Here is a 15,477-nt window from a genome sequence, read left to right as displayed (position 1 = left end):
TACGAGACTGTGTCCGCGCGGAGAAGGAGGAACCCGGTGCTGCTGTCCCCACACGAGCAGGAGAAGTTGCTGCTGCATCTGGCCGCGAGGCTGGCACAGGAACGCCGCGAGCGAGGCCTGCGGCTGAACTATCCGGAGGCGGTCGCGGTCATCAGCTCGTTCGTGCTCGAGGGCGCGCGGGACGGCCGGTCCGTGGCGGAACTGATGGCTGCCGGACAGCACGTCCTGACCAGCGAGGACGTCATGGACGGGGTGCCGGAGATGGTCACCTCGGTCCAGGTGGAGGCGACCTTCCCGGACGGCACCAAGCTCGTCACCGTCCACCGGCCGATCCAGTGATCCCCGGGGAGTACCTGCTCGCCGAGGCGCCCGTCGAGGTGCTCGGTGAGACCGTGCGGCTGACCGTGGTCAACACCGGTGACCGGCCGATCCAGGTGGGTTCGCACTACCACTTCGCCGTCGCGAATCCCGCGCTGAGCTTCGACCGGGAGCTGGCACACGGCAAGCGCCTTGCGATCGCGGCGGGTACGGCGGTCCGGTTCGAACCGGGGCTGGAACGGACGGTCGAGCTGACCCCGCTCGGCGGGACCGCCACCGTACCCGGACTACGACTGCCGGAGGACCGCGCATGAGCTGGGAGATCGACCGCGCCCGGTACGCCGAGCTGTACGGCCCGACCGTCGGGGACCGGGTCCGGCTCGCCGACACCGACCTGCTGATCGAGGTCACCGAGGACTTGTGCCGAGGGCCGCGCGGCGGCGACGAGGTGGTCTTCGGCGGCGGCAAGGTGATCCGCGAGTCGATGGGACAGAGCCGTGCCTCCCGCGCCGACGGCGCTCCCGACCTGGTGATCACCGGCGCGCTCGTGCTCGACCACTGGGGCGTGGTCAAGGCCGACGTCGGGGTCAGGGACGGCAGGATCGTCGCGCTCGGCAAGGCCGGCAACCCGGACACGATGGACGGCGTCGACCCGGCGCTGGTCATCGGGCCGGGGACGGAGATCATCGCCGGGAACGGGCTGATCCTGACCGCCGGCGCCGTCGACTGCCACGTGCACCTGATCAGCCCGACACAGGTCCCCGAGGCGCTCGGGTCCGGGGTGACGACGTTGATCGCGGGCGGCACCGGCCCCGCGGAGGGCACGAAGGCCACCACCGTCACGCCCGGAGCGTGGTACCTGGCACGCATGTTGCGCGCGATGGACTCGCTGCCGATCAACGTCGCGCTGCTCGGCAAAGGCAACACGGTCGGTGTCGAGTCGCTGCGCGAGCAGGTCGCTTCCGGGGCATCCGGCTTCAAGCTGCACGAGGACTGGGGTTCGACCCCGGCGGCGATCGACGCCTGCCTGCGGGTCGCCGACGAGACCGGCGTGCAGGTGGCGATCCACACCGACACCCTCAACGAGGCCGGCTACGTCGCCGACACCCTCGCCGCGATCGCGGGCCGGGGCATCCACGCGTATCACACCGAGGGGGCAGGCGGCGGGCACGCACCGGACATCATCACCGTCGCGGGCGAGCCGCACGTGCTGCCCAGCTCGACGAACCCGACGCGGCCGCACACCGTCAACACGCTCGACGAACACCTCGACATGCTGATGGTCTGCCACCACCTCAAGCCGTCGGTGCCGGAGGATCTGGCGTTCGCGGAGAGCCGGATCCGGCCGTCGACGATCGCGGCTGAGGACCTGCTGCACGACATCGGGGCGATCTCCATGATCGGCTCGGACAGCCAGGCCATGGGCCGGGTCGGCGAGGTCGTGCTCCGTACCTGGCAGACCGCCCACGTCGGCAAGAAGCGCTGGGGTGCTCTGCCCGGCGACGGCCCGGCCGACAACAACCGGGCACAGCGCTACGTCGCCAAGTACACGATCTGCCCGGCGGTGGCACACGGGCTGGACGACGAGATCGGTTCGGTCGAGGTCGGCAAGCTCGCGGACCTGGTGCTGTGGCAGCCGGCGTTCTTCGGGGTGCGGCCGTCCGTGGTGCTCAAGGGCGGGTTCATCGCGTGGGCCGCGATGGGCGACGCGAACGCCTCCATCCCGACACCGCAGCCCGTGCTGCCCCGTCCGATGTGGGGCGCCACGCCCGCCGGCGCCGCCGACACCTCGGTGCACTTCGTGGCTCCCGGCGCGCTGGACGGCACGGACCTCGCGGACCGTCTCGGTGTCACGCGGCGGCTGGTCCCGACCACGAACACCCGCGGCGTACGCAAGGTGGACATGCCCCGCAACGACGCACTGCCCCGGATCGAGGTGGACCCGGAGACTTTCACCGTCCGTATCGACGGTGAGGTGGTCGAGGAGTCGCCCGCCGAGGTGCTGCCGATGGCCCAGCGCTACTTCTTGTTCTGATGTGCCAACGGGAGCCGACGGACGGCGAATTAGTGTCACTTGCGTCACATTTTTCGCAGCGGGTCGTTGTACCGAGTGTCCGGCCGCACGGTGCGGCATCACTCGCGGCCGGGCTGCACGAACTCCGCGGTGGGGGTAACAGTGGGGAGTCCGCGCCCCCGCGGACACGTGACGCAGCCGTCTGCCTGCATGTGGGGGAGACGTTCGGGGCAGACGGCTGCGTCGTACCCATGTCACCCGACGGGGCTGCCCGATGAGTCTCGCCTCGCTCCTGCTCCTTGCCGATTCGCGGCTGCCCTCCGGTGGACACGTCCATTCCGGCGGGGTCGAGGCACTGGTTGATCGAAGGCTGCTCACCAGCGTCGATGACCTGGTCGGATTCCTGGACGCCCGGATCGGCACAGCGGGCCTGTGTACCGGGAGCGCGGCCGCCGCCGCCACCGTGCTGAGCTCCGGCGGTTCGCCGCGATGGCAGAGCTGGGACCGCGCGGTGGACGTCCGTACCCCGTCGGCGGCACTGCGTGAGGTGTCGCGGGCCCAGGGCGTGGCGTTGCTGCGCACCGTCCGGCTGGCATGGCCGAGCTTCACACCGCTGCGCGCGCTGGCCGAGCTGTCGAGCGCTCATCAGCCACTCGTGCTCGGCGCCGCGGCGGCCGCCGCGGCCGTGACGCCGGGCCAGGCGGCCGCGCTCGCCGTGCACCACATGGTCGGCGGCGCCGCGACCGCCGCGGTGCGGTTGCTGGGGCTCGACCCGCTAAGAGTGGCCGCTGCCCAGGCGGTCCTCGCGCCGCGGATCGACCTGGTCGCCGCCGAGGCGACCGCCGCCGCTGAGGCCGCGGTCGCGGCGGACGACCCTGACCTGCTGCCGGCGGATGCGACGCCGCTGCCGGAGATTCTGGCCGAACTGCACCACGCCTCGGAGGTGACCCTCTTTGCATCGTGAAGACCTGAGTCATGACCAATTCGCCGGCACGCTGCCCGCCGGTTCCCGGCGCGGACTGCGCATCGGGATCGGTGGGCCGGTCGGTGGCGGCAAGACCGCGCTGGTCGCCGCCCTGTGCGCGCAGCTGCGCGACGAGCTGTCGGTCGTCGTGGTGACCAACGACATCTACACCGAGGAGGACGCCGAGTTCCTGCGCCGCAACGCGGTGCTGCCCGACGACCGCATCCGGGCGGTCCGCACCGGTTGCTGCCCGCACACCGCGATCCGCGACGACATCACCGCGAACCTCGCGGCCGTCGAGGACCTCGTCCACGCGCACGACCCGGAGCTGGTGCTGGTGGAGAGCGGCGGCGACAACCTGACGGCCACCTTCAGCTACGGGCTGATCGACGCACAGATCTTCGTGGTGGACGTGGCAGGCGGGGACAAGGTGCCGCGCAAGGGCGGCCCCGGGGTGATCCGCTCGGACCTGCTGGTGATCAACAAGGTGGACCTCGCGCCGCTGGTGGGGGCGGACCTGGAGGTCATGCGCTCGGACGCGGAGCGGGTCCGTGACGGCAGGCCAACGGTGTTCACGTCGCTGCGCACCGAGCCGGAGGCCCCGGACGTCGTGCGCTGGGTCCGGGAGCGGCGCGCCGCGCTGGTGGGCGGCTAGTGCCGGTTCGTCGCTGATGCGGGCATCGGCGGAGCTGGAGGTCTCGTCGGGGCAGCGGATCCGGTGGAGCGTCACGCCCCCGGTGGTGCTGCGGCGGACCGGACCCGCGCGTGTGCACCTGGTGCAGGCGGCGGGCGGTCCGCTCGACGGCGACCGGCTGGAGCTGACCATCCGGCTGGCGGAGGGGACCGAGCTGACCGTCGCGACGGCCGGCGCGACGGTCGCCCAGCGCGGCCTGCCGGGTGCCGGGCCGGCGCTGTGGACGGTGCGCGCGCAGGTCGCCGAGGGTGCTCGGCTGCGCTGGCTGCCCGAACCGACCGTGGTGTGCGACGGGGCGCACCTGGACGCCGCTCTGCACCTGGAGCTCGCGGACGGCGCGGCGGCGCTGGTCCGGGAAGAGGTCCAGCTGGGTCGGCACGGTCAGCGCGGCGGGCGTTATCGGGGCGCGCTGGCGGTGAACCACGCGGGTGAGGCACTGCTGCGCCACCGCACCGTTCTCGACGGCACCGACCGTGCGCTGACCGGCCCCGGAGGTACGGCGGGGGCGCGAGTGCTGACGACGTTGCTGGGTGCCGGAGCGCAACCGGAGCCGGACCCGATGCCGCAAGGCGAGCACGCGGGAGCCCGCTGGGCCCACCACTCCCTGCCCGGCCCCGGCTGGCTGCTGCTCGCCCTGTCCGACACCAGAGCGGCCGCGGCCCACCTCCCACTCCCGTCATAGCCGGGCCACCATGATCATCACCGCCTGAGGGCAGTTTTTCCGGCGAGAAACAGCCCTCAGACGGTGATGATCATGCGCATCTACTCGCGCGGTACGCAAGCGGAATCGAGTCGGAGCGGGGAGTTGTCCACAACCGGTGAGTCGTGCACAGGGTGGTGGATGGGCTGCTGGACGTGCGGGGGTTTCAGCGGCAGCGTCAGCCGCATGGACTATTTCCTCGGGTTCGGCTCGCTCGGCGTGATCGCCGGATGGCTCGCGCGGTGGCTGCTCGGACGGACGCGGCGGCGCACGGTGATTCGGCCGCCGTGGTGCGAGCTGGCCGTCGGTCTGGGGTGGGCAGCCTGCGGCGGCTTGTGGAGTGATGGGCGATTACCGGGATACTGGCTGCCCCTGTTGCTAGGTCTGTCCTGGCTGGGAGCCATCGCCGGACTGACCGATCTGCTGCACCGGCGGCTGCCGGATGTCCTGACGCTACCGGCCCTGCCGGTCGCGGTGCTCATGGCCGCACCGCTCGGCCAGGCGTCGATGTGGCGCGCGGTATGGGGAGCCCTCGCGTTGTTCGGGGTCCACCTGGCGGTACGGGTGTCCGCGCCGGCCGCGCTCGGCGCCGGTGACGTCAAACTGGCCGCGCCGCTCGGTGCCGTGCTCGGCGCCGTCTCCTGGCCGGCCCTGCTGGTCGGCGCGGTGCTGGCCTCGGTGCTGACCGCGGTGCTCGGGATCGGTGGCCGGCTGGTTCGGTCGCGGTACCGCCACACCGAGCCCCGCGCGCCGACCGGGCTCCCGCACGGCTCGTCGATGCTCGCCTCGGCCTGGCTGGTGACGTTCGCCTCGGTCCTGGTGCCCTGAGCTCACCCGGTGGACGTGTGCGTCCCGGCCCGGGTGGTGCATGCGAGAATCTAGGGGTGCTGCGCTGGATCACCGCGGGTGAATCACATGGTCCTGCGCTGGTTGCGGTGCTCGAGGGCATGGTGGCCGGCGTCGAAGTGACGACCAAGGAGATTGCTGCCGAGCTCGCTCGGCGCAGGCTCGGCTACGGCCGGGGTGCGCGGATGAAGTTCGAGGCGGACGAGCTCGAGGTCATCGGCGGTATTCGGCACGGCCTGACCCAGGGTGGTCCGGTCGCGGTGCGTATCGGCAACACCGAGTGGCCCAAGTGGGAAACCGTGATGGCGGCCGACCCGGTCGACCAGGAGCTGATCGCCAACCGGGCCCGCAACGCGCCGCTGACCAGGCCCCGGCCCGGTCACGCCGACCTCGCGGGAATGACGAAGTTCGGCTTCGACGACGCTCGCCCCGTGCTCGAACGGGCCAGCGCGCGGGAGACCGCGTCTCGCGTCGTGCTCGGCACCGTGGCCAAGGCGTTCCTGAAGCAGGCGTTCGGCGTCGACATCGTGTCGCACGTCGTCGCACTCGGCGCGGTCGAGGCCGGGGACGACGAGCTGCCCGGCCCCGGCGACGGCGAGCGCGTGGACGCCAGCCCGGTGCGTGCCTACTCGGAGGCGACGACCGAAGCCATGGTCGCCGAGGTCGACGCCGCGCAGAACGACGGCGACACCCTCGGCGGCGTCGTCGAGGTGATCGCGTTCGGCATGCCGGTCGGCGTGGGTAACTACGTCCAGTCCGACCGCAGGCTCGATGCTCGGCTCGCCGGTGCCCTGATGGGCATCCAGGCGATGAAGGGTGTCGAGATCGGCGACGGCTTCCGCACCGCGAAGCGGCGGGGGAGTGCCGCGCACGACGAGATGGTGCCCGGAGCGCCGGTCGAGCGGTTGAGCAACCGCGCGGGCGGTATCGAGGGCGGGATGACCAACGGTGAGCCGGTCCGGGTCCGGGTCGCGATGAAGCCGATCTCGACGGTGCCGAGGGCGCTGTCGACGGTGGACGTGGCCACGGGCGAGGCCGCTCAGGCCATTCACCAGCGCTCCGACGTGTGTGCCGTGCCCGCCGCGGGTGTGGTCGCCGAGGCCATGGTCGCGCTGGTGCTGGCCGACGCGGCGCTGGAGAAGTTCGGCGGCGACTCGGTCGCCGAGACCGCACGGAACCTGCGCGGCTACCTCGCCGCCGCCGAAGAGCAACTCCACCACTGACCGTCAGCCCGCGGTGGCCTCCACCGAAGCGGGGGCGTCGTTGAGCTGACGGACGACGCCCGCGACATCCAGCCACACGTTCTCCCGGCTGATCCCGCCGTCGCGGAACTCACACACGTGCAGCAGCCGGTAGGTGACCTCGCGGTTTCCGCCGGTGAGGCCGAACGGGGTACCGACCGCGCGTGCGGTGACCCTCGACTCGTCGACGAGGAAGTCGTCGCCGTACAGGCGCCGGACCGGGGTGACCCGCTCGTTGTCGAAGTCGTCGAACAGCTGCTGGTAGCGCCTGCGGATGTCCGACGGGTCACGCAGTGCTTCGTCCGGATCACCGACGACGTCGTGCACGGCGTCGGCCGTCAGAGTGCCCATCAGGGCCTCCAGATCGTGTGCCGCCTCGGCCGCGTAGTGCCGGCCCAGGATCTCGTCCATCTCAGCGGGTGTCATGTCGGCGTGCCCCTCTCGCGCAACTGATGAGATGTCAGTATCTTCATGAGATGACTTTCTCAAGTCAAGAGAGTTCTCTCGCCAGTGGGCGGGTCAACCAGAAGCAACGGACCCGTCGTGCGTTGCTGGATGCCGCCGTCCGGTTGGCCAGCGAGGGCAAGACGTTGACGGTGCCCGAGGTCGCCGAGGCCGCGCTGGTCTCGACGGCGACGGCGTACCGCTACTTCCCGAACACGCGCGCGCTGATGTTCGAGGTGGCGACCAGGCAGACACAGCCGGAGCTGGACGAGATCGTGGCCGGTCTGCCGGTGGAGCCGGCGGATCGGATAGCCCAGCTGGTGAGTTCCATCGCCGACTTCCAGCTGGAGAACGAGTCGTTGTGGCGGGCCGTGCTCGGCGCAAGCCTCGAACGCTGGTTCAGTCAGACCGAGCGCGAGGAGGACGAGCGGGTCCCGGTGCGGGGCAGCCACCGCATCGACGCCGTCGACGCGGCGCTGTCCCCGCTGCGCGACACCATGGCGCCCGAGCTGTACCGGCGCCTGACCATGGCCACGATGCTGGTGTGCGGCATCGAGGCGCTCGTGTCCGCGCGAGATGCGTGCGGGCTGGAGCCGGCGGAGGTCAACGAGGTGATGCGATGGGCGGCACGTGCACTGCACGACGCGGCGGTGCGGGAAGCGGGGAACGCCGCCGGATGAACCGCCGGGCCGGGTCGCCGTCGGGGCGATCGTTACGCTACGTCGGTGGCAGACGTGAACAGACCGGCACTGATCCTGGTCGGCCCGCCGGGATCGGGTAAGAGCACCGTGGGCAGGCGCGCGGCCGAGAAGCTGGAACGTGAGTTCCTCGACCTCGACGACGTGCTGGAGAAGGCACACGGCCTCGGCGCCGGCGACCTGGTCGTCGAGCTGGGCCGGGAGCGGTTCCAGGAGCTCGAGGTCGAGGAGCTGCGCTCGCTGCTGACCGGCTACGACGGCGTGCTCGCCCTCGGCGGTGGCACGCCGATGGCCCCCGGTGCGGCCGAGCTGCTCGCCGGCCACCCGGTGGTGTTCCTGGACGTGGACCTGGACAACCTGCTCAGGCGCGAAGGGCTCATCCCGCTGCACCCGTGGCTGATGCCGAACCCCCGTGCGCACCTACGGCAGCTGCTGGAGGAACGCCGCCCGGTGTACCAGGCGGTGTCCGGGGCCGTCGTGATGACCAGCGGCCGCTCGCCCGAGGAGGTCCTCGCGGAGGTTCTGGCGGCTGAGCAGACGTTGTCCGGTCGCGCGGGGTCGGAGGAGCAGGTGACCAATGGCTGACTCGACGAGCGGCACGACCATCGAGGTGCGCACCGAGCGGCCCTACCCGGTGATGATCGGAAGGGGACTCGACGGGCCCGAGCTGTCCGCCGCGCTGAGCGCCGCGCTCAAGGGTGTGGCGACGGCGGTGCTGGTCCACCAGCCGGTGCTCGCGGAGCGCGCCGAGCAGCTGCGGGCGGTGCTGGCCTCGGCAGGTGTCGACGCCCACCGCGCCGAGGTCCCGGACGCGGAGGACGGCAAGACTCTCGGCGTCACCGGCTTCTGCTGGGAGGTGTGCGGCAAGGTCGGGCTGACCAGGGGCGACGCGGTGCTCGGCTTCGGCGGTGGTGCCGTCACCGACCTCGCCGGGTTCGTTGCGGCCACCTGGATGCGCGGCGTCCGGGTGGTCCAGATCCCGACCACCCTGCTGGCCATGGTCGATGCCGCGGTCGGCGGCAAGACCGGGATCAACACGGCGGCGGGCAAGAACATGGTGGGTGCGTTCCACGAGCCGGCCGCCGTCCTCATCGACCTGGACACCCTGCGCACGCTGCCCGCTCACGAGCTGCGCCCCGGCATGGCGGAGATCGTCAAGGCGGGATTCCTCGCCGACCCGGTGATCCTCGATCTCATCGAGGCCGACCCGGCGGCGGCGCTCGATCCCGAGGGCGAGGTACTGCCCGAGCTGATCGGGCGGGCCATCCAGTTCAAGGCGGATGTCGTCGCGGCCGATCTGCGTGAGTCGGACCTGCGCGAGATCCTCAACTACGGGCACACCCTCGGCCACGCGATCGAGCGGCGCGAGGAGTACCGCTGGCGCCACGGCGACGCGGTGAGCGTCGGACTCGTGTTCGCCGCCGAGCTGGGCCGCGCGGCGGGCCGGCTGGACGACGCGACGGCCGATCGGCACCGCGAGATCCTGAGGTCCATCGGGCTGCCGGTCAGCTACGAACCCGGTGCGCTCGCGGAGCTGACCGAGTCGATGAAGCTGGACAAGAAGGCCAAGGCGGGCCTGCTGCGGTTCGTCGTGCTGGACGGCCTGGCCAAGCCCGGCAGGCTCGAAGGCCCCGATCCCGAGCTGCTGGCCACGGCCTACGCCGCGACCTGCGGGAGCACCGGTGTCTGAGCCGATCCCGGTCCTCGTGCTCAACGGCCCGAACCTGGGCAGGCTCGGCACCCGCGAGCCGACGATCTACGGCGCGACGACGCACGCCCAGCTCGCCGAGATGTGTGTGCGCGACGGCGCCGAGCTCGGTCTGGCGGTCGAGGTCCGGCAGACCGACCACGAGGGGGAGATGCTCGGCTGGCTGCACGCCGCCGCCGACACCTCGACACCGGTCGTGCTGAACGCGGGGGCGTGGACGCACTACTCGATCGCCGTGCGCGATGCCTGCGCGTCACTGACCGCGCCGCTGGTCGAGGTGCACATCAGTAACGTGCACCAGCGCGAGGAGTTCCGCCACCACAGCTACCTGAGTGCCGTGGCCACCGGGACGATCGTCGGGCTCGGCATCGCCGGGTACGGCCTGGCGCTGCGCTGGATCGCCGAGCAGCACACGGCCTGAGGTCAGTCGGTCGTCGAGACCGCCTCGAGCACCATGGGCAGGAACAGCCGTTCCAGCTCACCGAGGCCGAGGCGGTCCGGCTCGACGTAGCTCTGGGCGCGACCGCCCTCGCGGATCGCCACCACCAGGCGCGCGAACAGGTCAGGGTCGATCGTCAGTGCCAAGCCGAAGCGATCGAAGATGCCGGCCACGATGCCGGTCAGCGCGGCCCGCAGCTTGGCGTCGTGCTCGGCCAGTATCGCGGCGGCCCTCGGGTCGCGGATCGCGTGCAGGCTGAACTCCATGCTGGTCAGGTACCAGTTGCGGTCGCCGGGGCCGGCGGCGGCGAGCACCGTGGCGATCTGCTGCTGCCAGGTCGCCGACGGGTCGATCTCGGTGGCGGCCCGTTCGAAACGTTCCAGCACCTTCTCCGCGTTCTCGTCGAACAGCGCGAAGAACAGCTCGTCCTTGCTGGCGAAGTTGGAGTAGAACGCGCCCCGGGTGTAGCCGGCGCGGTCGCAGATCTCCTCGATCGACGTGGCGTGGAAGCCCAGCTCGGCGAACGCCGCGAGCGCCGACTCGAGCAGTCGCGCGCGGGTCTGCGGGCGTCGTCTGGTCACACCCTTGGGCATCGCTGACTCCATTGACCGGCGCTGTGGTCCGGCTTACAGTACAGGACTGTATCCGATACATAGCTGTATCCCTTTAGTGGAGGTAGCTCATGACCGAGACGCTGAACACCCCACGGACCTCGCTCGACAGCCTCCTCGGACCATCGCCCGGTGAACTCGAGACGCCGAAGCCGCCGGAGTTCGACTCGATCGCCGAGGAGCGCCAGTACCGCAAGGAGCAGCTCGCGGCGGGGTTCCGGTTGTTCGGCCGGTTCGGTTTCTCCGAGGGCGTCGCGGGCCACATCACGGTGCGCGACCCGGAGAACCCGGAGTGGTTCTGGGTCAATCCGTTCGGCATGAGCTTCAACCAGATCAAGGCCTCCGACCTGCTGCTCGTCGACCATCACGGCACGATCCTGCACGGCAACCGGCCGGTGAACCAGGCCGCGTTCTGCATCCATTCCCAGGTGCACAAGGCCCGCCCCGACGCGCTCGCGGCCGCCCACTCGCACTCGCTGTACGGCAAGGCGTTCGCCACGCTCGGGATCAAGCTCGACCCGATCACCCAGGACTCGTGTGCGTTCTTCGAGGACCACGGCCTCTACAACGAGTTCCACGGCGTGGTGAACGATCTGGAGGAAGGCCGCCGGATCGGCAAGGCGCTCGGCCAGTACAAGGCCGTCATCCTGCAGAACCACGGCCTGCTCACGGTCGGCGAGTCCGTCGCGGAGACGGTGTGGTGGTTCATCACGATGGAACGCTCCTGCCAGGCCCAGCTCCTGGCGATGGCGGCGGGCACCCCGAAGCTGATCGACAGGGAAACGGCCCTGCAGGTGAGGGACCAGACGGGAACCCACGAGTCCGGCTGGTTCTCGGCCCGCCCCCTCTGGGACCAGATAGTCCTGAGCGACCCGGACCTGTTCGACTAGTTCGACCTGGTCAGCCGAAGAGGGAGCGGAACTGGTCCAGGGTGTCGGCCCGGTAGACCACGTTCGTGCGGCGGACCTCCGACAGGGTCGCCTTCGGGGCGTCGGTGTACTGGTGGCCGGGGTGGACGATCGGGTCGCCGGTGAGTTCGGCCAGCTTGCGCAGGCTGCTGTACATGGCGTCGGGATCACCGCCGGGGAAGTCGGTGCGACCGCAGCCCTGGAGGAAGAGCGTGTCGCCCGCGACGAGCTTGCCGTCCACCAGGAAGCACTGGCTGCCCGGAGTGTGACCGGGGGTGTGCAGCAACCTGATCGGCACAGCGCCGACGAGCACCTCGTCGTCGTGGTCGTGTGGCGTGAGGTCGTCGGCCGAGACGCCGGTCGTGCGGCGGACCCACTCGGCCTCGTGCCGGTTGACGTGCACCGGGACCGGCGTCCGGCCGAGCAGCTCGGCGAGGCCACCCAGCGCGTGGCCCATCAGGTCGCCACCCACGTGGTCCGGGTGATGGTGGGTGACCAGCACACCGGTGAGCCGCATGTCGTCGGCCGCGAGGACGTCGACCAGCTCCGACGGCGCGTAGGCCGGGTCGACGACGACCGCCTCGCGGCTCTCGGTGTCGCCGATCAGATAGGAGAAGTTGACCATCTGGGTGGCGACGGCGTCGCCGACCGCGAAGTCCCGCCCGGAAAGCAGCTGCCGGAAGTACACACTCATGCCCGCGACGCTATCTCTTTGAGTCGAATGCCGTGGTGGCGAGGGCCGGTCCATGGTGAGCTGATCGGCATGAGCAAGGCGGATCAAGAGCAACGCATGCCGAAGAAGCTGTACGAGAAGGAGCTCTTCCGGCTGCAGGGGCAGCTCGTCGAGATGCAGGAATGGGTACGGACCACTGGCGCGCGTCTCGTGGTGGTCTTCGAGGGCCGTGACGCGGCCGGCAAGGGCGGCGCGATCAAGCGCGTCTCGGAGTTCCTCAACCCTCGCATCTGCCGGATCGTCGCGCTGCCCGCGCCGACCGACCGACAGAAGACGCAGTGGTACTTCCAGCGCTACATCGAGCACCTGCCCGCCGCCGGTGAGATCGTCCTGCTGGACCGCAGCTGGTACAACCGCGCCGGCGTCGAACGTGTGATGGGGTTCTGCACGCCCGAGGAGTACGCGCGGTTCCTGCACCAGACCCCGGTGTTCGAGCGGCTGCTCGTGCAGGACGGCATCCTGCTGCGCAAGTACTGGTTCTCGGTGAGCGACGAGGAGCAGCAGCGTCGGTTCGAGTCCCGGCTCCAGGACCCGATGCGGCGCTGGAAGCTGTCGCCGATGGACCTCGAGTCGCTGACCAGGTGGGAGGACTACTCCCAGGCCAAGGACGAGATGTTCGCCCGCACCGACACCGAGGAGGCGCCGTGGTCGGTGGTGGAGGCCGAGGACAAGCGCAAGGCCCGGATCAACATGATCGCGCACCTGCTCTCGACCGTGCCCTACGTGCACGTGGACCCGCCGAAGCTGGTCCTGCCGCACCGCCCGCCGTCGCGCGGTTACCGGCGCCCTCCCCGGGAGATGTTCACCTCCGTTCCGGATCACGCGCAGTCGCTCATCGACTCCTAAAGTGAACGGATGACTACGCCGGGACGTCGGGAGGCGCTGCGTGAGCTGTTGCGCGCCGCCGAGCTGGATGCGCTGCTGATCACCGATCTGGTCAACGTCCGATACCTGAGCGGCTTCAGCGGCTCGAACGCCGCACTGGTGGTGCACGCCGAGGACACGATCGGCGACGAACGGCGGACCAGGCTGGCCACCGACGGCCGGTACACCGAGCAAGCCGCGAGTGAGGTCCCTGACCTGGGTCGGGTCATCGAACGCTCCTGCGACCGGGCCCTCGTGACGGCAGCTGGCCACGACGGTGTCCGTCGGCTGGGTTTCGAGTCGGGCCACGTGACGGTCGACGCGCACGCCGCGCTCGGGGAGGTCGCGGACGGTGTGACGCTGGTCAGAGCCCCCGGCCTGCCACAGCGGCTCCGCGCGGTGAAGGACGACACCGAGATCGAGCTGCTGCGCGCGGCCTGCACCTCGGCGGACGCCGCGCTGGCCGACCTGATCGACACGGGTGGTCTCCGTCCCGGGCGGACCGAGCGGCAGGTGGCGTTCGAGCTGGAACAACGCATGCGCGAGCACGGCGCGCAGGGCCCGTCGTTCGACACGATCGTCGCGGCCGGGGCGCACTCGGCGATTCCCCACCACCAGCCGACCGACGCCGTGCTGGCCCAGGGTGACCTGGTCAAGATGGACTTCGGCGCACTGCGCGACGGCTACCACTCCGACATGACCCGCACCGTCGTGCTCGGCAGGGCCGCCGACTGGCAGCGCGAGCTGTACGAGCTGGTGGCACGAGCACAGGCCGCGGGCCGGGAGGCGTTGGGCGTCGGCGTCGAGCTGTCGGCGGTGGACGGCGCCGCGCGCACGGTCATCGCCGACGCCGGACGCGGACCCGAGTTCCCGCACGGGCTCGGCCACGGCGTCGGGCTGGAGATTCACGAGGCACCGGCGTTGGCCGCGACCGGCGCCGGTACCCTATCCGCAGGAATGGCGGTGACCGTCGAGCCCGGTGTCTATCTCGCCGGGCGGGGCGGCGTCCGCATCGAGGACACGCTCGTGGTTCGCCCCGAGGGCGCCGAGCTGCTCACCCTGACCGGTAAGGAGCTTCGGGAGCTCGTCTGACCCGAGCCGTCCGGCACGATGATTCGCGTGACTTTCTTGGAGGAGATGTACCGGTGAGGGCGCGTACGAAGGCCCGCAAGCGAGCGCTGGACATCCTGTTCGAGGCGGAGGCGCGCGGCGAGGACCCGTTGGTGGTGCTCAAGCAGCGGCAGGTGACGAACGACGCGCCACCGGTGTCGGACTACGCCGCGCTGCTGGTCGAGGGCGTCACCGAGCGACGCGAGCGAATCGACCAGCTGCTCACCGAGCACTCCGAGGGATGGTCGGTGGCCCGGATGCCGGCCGTCGACCGCACGCTGCTGCGGATCGGGATGTTCGAGCTGCTGTGGGTCGAGGAGATCGACGACCCGGTGGCGATCACCGAGGCGGTCGAGCTGGCAAGAACTCTGTCGACCGACGACTCGCCGCGCTTCGTCAACGGTGTCCTCGGCCGCATCGCCGACGTCGCCGGTCACCTACGTCCCGGCCTGGCCCCGCGCACTCCGATCCGGGTGCCCGCCGAGGCGCTGGACACCTCGGACGTCCCGGAGGACTAGACCCTCCGGCGAGACCGCGGATGCCGTGTCGCGGGCGGTCGAGCCGTCCGCGACACGACATCCGGCTAGTCCTCCCGTACCGGGCGGGCCTCCGGGGGCAGTACACCCCAGTCGACGAGCTGCTCGGTGAGCTCACCGGGCGTCATGTCGTAGATGATCGCGAGCGACCGCAGGTCCTCGGTGCGGATGGACAGCACCTTGCCGTTGTAGTCGCCGCGCTGGCTCTGGATGGCCGCCGCGTACCTGGCGAGAGGTCCCACCTTGTCCGCCGGCAGCTGCTGCAGGCGCTCCAGGTTGATGACGATCTTGGTGGCAGGCTCCGCGCCGGAAGGGACCCGGCCCTCCGGAAGCAGCTCGGCAACCGGTACGCCGTAGAAGTCGGCCAGCTCGGCCAGCTTCTGCACGGTCACCGCACGGTCGCCGCGCTCGTAAGAACCGACGACCACGGCCTTCCAGCGGCCTCCGGACTTCTGTTCGACGCCGTGCAGCGACAAGCCCTGTTGCTGTCGGATGGCGCGGAGCTTGGAACCCAGCGCCTTGGCGTAGTCGCCCATGTGGCGAATCTCCGTTTCATTGCGCCCCGGCTGGCCGCAGGACGGCCGGGACCCGAGTGATCAATACGCAGAGTAATCATGCGCTCCCCGCAGTCACTGGGTCAAGTTGGTGC

Annotated in this window: 20 protein-coding genes; 16 read left to right on the top strand and 4 right to left on the bottom strand. The window is 70.6% G+C overall.

Going from position 1 to position 15,477, the window contains the following annotated elements:
• Nucleotides 1–36: 36 nt before the first annotated feature.
• From G406_RS0100760 to aroC, 8 genes are all read left to right on the top strand, one after another.
• A complete protein-coding gene (locus G406_RS0100760) occupies nt 37–339 on the top strand; it encodes an urease subunit gamma (RefSeq protein WP_028932294.1) in 303 nt (100 codons plus the stop codon).
• The gene (locus G406_RS0100755) at nt 336–632 is read left to right on the top strand and encodes an urease subunit beta (protein WP_028932293.1); all 297 of its coding nucleotides are present in this window, start codon (nt 336–338) and stop codon (nt 630–632) included. The genes G406_RS0100760 and G406_RS0100755 overlap by 4 nt, the downstream gene beginning before the upstream one ends.
• The gene (locus G406_RS0100750; RefSeq protein ID WP_028932292.1) at nt 629–2,353 is read left to right on the top strand and encodes an urease subunit alpha; all 1,725 of its coding nucleotides are present in this window, start codon (nt 629–631) and stop codon (nt 2,351–2,353) included. The genes G406_RS0100755 and G406_RS0100750 overlap by 4 nt, the downstream gene beginning before the upstream one ends.
• 253 nt (nt 2,354–2,606) lie before the next feature.
• Nucleotides 2,607–3,296: an urease accessory protein UreF gene (locus G406_RS0100745; RefSeq protein WP_028932291.1), complete on the top strand. Its 690-nt coding sequence runs from the start codon at nt 2,607–2,609 to the stop codon at nt 3,294–3,296.
• Entirely contained in the window at nt 3,286–3,951 is a 666-nt protein-coding gene (gene ureG, locus G406_RS43905; protein ID WP_084215676.1) for an urease accessory protein UreG, read from the top strand. Before G406_RS0100745 ends, ureG begins: the two co-directional genes overlap by 11 nt.
• A 16-nt stretch (nt 3,952–3,967) precedes the next feature.
• Nucleotides 3,968–4,672, top strand: a complete 705-nt coding sequence (locus G406_RS53515; RefSeq protein ID WP_051341258.1) for an urease accessory protein UreD — start codon at nt 3,968–3,970, stop codon at nt 4,670–4,672.
• A gap of 204 nt (nt 4,673–4,876) precedes the next feature.
• Nucleotides 4,877–5,518, top strand: coding sequence for a prepilin peptidase (locus G406_RS43895; RefSeq protein WP_037074577.1), 642 nt, complete (start codon nt 4,877–4,879; stop codon nt 5,516–5,518).
• Between the two features lie 56 nt (nt 5,519–5,574).
• Nucleotides 5,575–6,759, top strand: a complete 1,185-nt coding sequence (gene aroC, locus G406_RS0100725; protein ID WP_028932290.1) for a chorismate synthase — start codon at nt 5,575–5,577, stop codon at nt 6,757–6,759.
• A 3-nt stretch (nt 6,760–6,762) separates the two neighbouring features.
• On the opposite strand, the gene G406_RS0100720 is transcribed toward aroC, so the two are convergent.
• Entirely contained in the window at nt 6,763–7,203 is a 441-nt protein-coding gene (locus tag G406_RS0100720; protein ID WP_028932289.1) for a nuclear transport factor 2 family protein, read from the bottom strand.
• A gap of 50 nt (nt 7,204–7,253) precedes the next feature.
• On the opposite strand from G406_RS0100720, the gene G406_RS43890 reads away from it, so the two are divergent.
• Genes G406_RS43890 through aroQ form a run of 4 tightly spaced genes read left to right on the top strand, consistent with a single transcriptional unit; the run spans nt 7,254 to nt 10,048 of the window.
• Complete coding sequence (locus G406_RS43890) at nt 7,254–7,901, top strand: TetR/AcrR family transcriptional regulator (RefSeq protein WP_037074574.1); 648 nt, start codon at nt 7,254–7,256, stop codon at nt 7,899–7,901.
• A gap of 45 nt (nt 7,902–7,946) precedes the next feature.
• Nucleotides 7,947–8,504 carry a shikimate kinase gene (locus G406_RS0100710; protein WP_037074573.1) on the top strand — a complete coding sequence of 186 codons (558 nt, stop codon included), beginning with the start codon at nt 7,947–7,949 and terminating at the stop codon, nt 8,502–8,504.
• The gene (gene aroB, locus G406_RS0100705) at nt 8,497–9,609 is read left to right on the top strand and encodes a 3-dehydroquinate synthase (protein ID WP_028932287.1); all 1,113 of its coding nucleotides are present in this window, start codon (nt 8,497–8,499) and stop codon (nt 9,607–9,609) included. The genes G406_RS0100710 and aroB overlap by 8 nt, the downstream gene beginning before the upstream one ends.
• A gap of 4 nt (nt 9,610–9,613) precedes the next feature.
• The gene (gene aroQ, locus G406_RS0100700; protein ID WP_028932286.1) at nt 9,614–10,048 is read left to right on the top strand and encodes a type II 3-dehydroquinate dehydratase; all 435 of its coding nucleotides are present in this window, start codon (nt 9,614–9,616) and stop codon (nt 10,046–10,048) included.
• A gap of 2 nt (nt 10,049–10,050) precedes the next feature.
• On the opposite strand, the gene G406_RS0100695 is transcribed toward aroQ, so the two are convergent.
• A complete protein-coding gene (locus tag G406_RS0100695; protein ID WP_028932285.1) occupies nt 10,051–10,659 on the bottom strand; it encodes a TetR/AcrR family transcriptional regulator in 609 nt (202 codons plus the stop codon).
• A gap of 89 nt (nt 10,660–10,748) precedes the next feature.
• Between G406_RS0100695 and G406_RS0100690 the strand changes: the two genes are divergently transcribed.
• The gene (locus G406_RS0100690; protein WP_156934617.1) at nt 10,749–11,567 is read left to right on the top strand and encodes a class II aldolase/adducin family protein; all 819 of its coding nucleotides are present in this window, start codon (nt 10,749–10,751) and stop codon (nt 11,565–11,567) included.
• Nucleotides 11,568–11,577: 10 nt separating this feature from the next.
• On the opposite strand, the gene G406_RS0100685 is transcribed toward G406_RS0100690, so the two are convergent.
• Entirely contained in the window at nt 11,578–12,279 is a 702-nt protein-coding gene (locus tag G406_RS0100685) for an MBL fold metallo-hydrolase (RefSeq protein WP_028932283.1), read from the bottom strand.
• A gap of 69 nt (nt 12,280–12,348) precedes the next feature.
• On the opposite strand from G406_RS0100685, the gene ppk2 reads away from it, so the two are divergent.
• From ppk2 to nusB, 3 genes are read left to right on the top strand one after another with little or no spacing between them, the layout of a single operon-like run.
• Nucleotides 12,349–13,164 carry a polyphosphate kinase 2 gene (gene ppk2 / locus G406_RS0100680; RefSeq protein WP_028932282.1) on the top strand — a complete coding sequence of 272 codons (816 nt, stop codon included), beginning with the start codon at nt 12,349–12,351 and terminating at the stop codon, nt 13,162–13,164.
• A 9-nt stretch (nt 13,165–13,173) separates the two neighbouring features.
• Complete coding sequence (locus G406_RS0100675) at nt 13,174–14,274, top strand: M24 family metallopeptidase (protein WP_028932281.1); 1,101 nt, start codon at nt 13,174–13,176, stop codon at nt 14,272–14,274.
• Nucleotides 14,275–14,327: 53 nt separating this feature from the next.
• A complete protein-coding gene (gene nusB / locus G406_RS43885) occupies nt 14,328–14,810 on the top strand; it encodes a transcription antitermination factor NusB (protein ID WP_084215674.1) in 483 nt (160 codons plus the stop codon).
• 65 nt (nt 14,811–14,875) lie between these two features.
• Here the strand turns inward: nusB and bldD are convergent, their stop codons facing one another.
• Entirely contained in the window at nt 14,876–15,364 is a 489-nt protein-coding gene (bldD, locus tag G406_RS0100665) for a transcriptional regulator BldD (RefSeq protein ID WP_028932280.1), read from the bottom strand.
• Between the last annotated feature and the right edge of the window lie 113 nt (nt 15,365–15,477).

The organism is Actinospineispora spinosispora DSM 44797 (genome assembly GCF_000429025.1).
GTDB classification, from domain to species: domain Bacteria; phylum Actinomycetota; class Actinomycetes; order Mycobacteriales; family Pseudonocardiaceae; genus Pseudonocardia; species Pseudonocardia spinosispora.
This window is presented reverse-complemented; position numbering and strand designations above follow the sequence as displayed.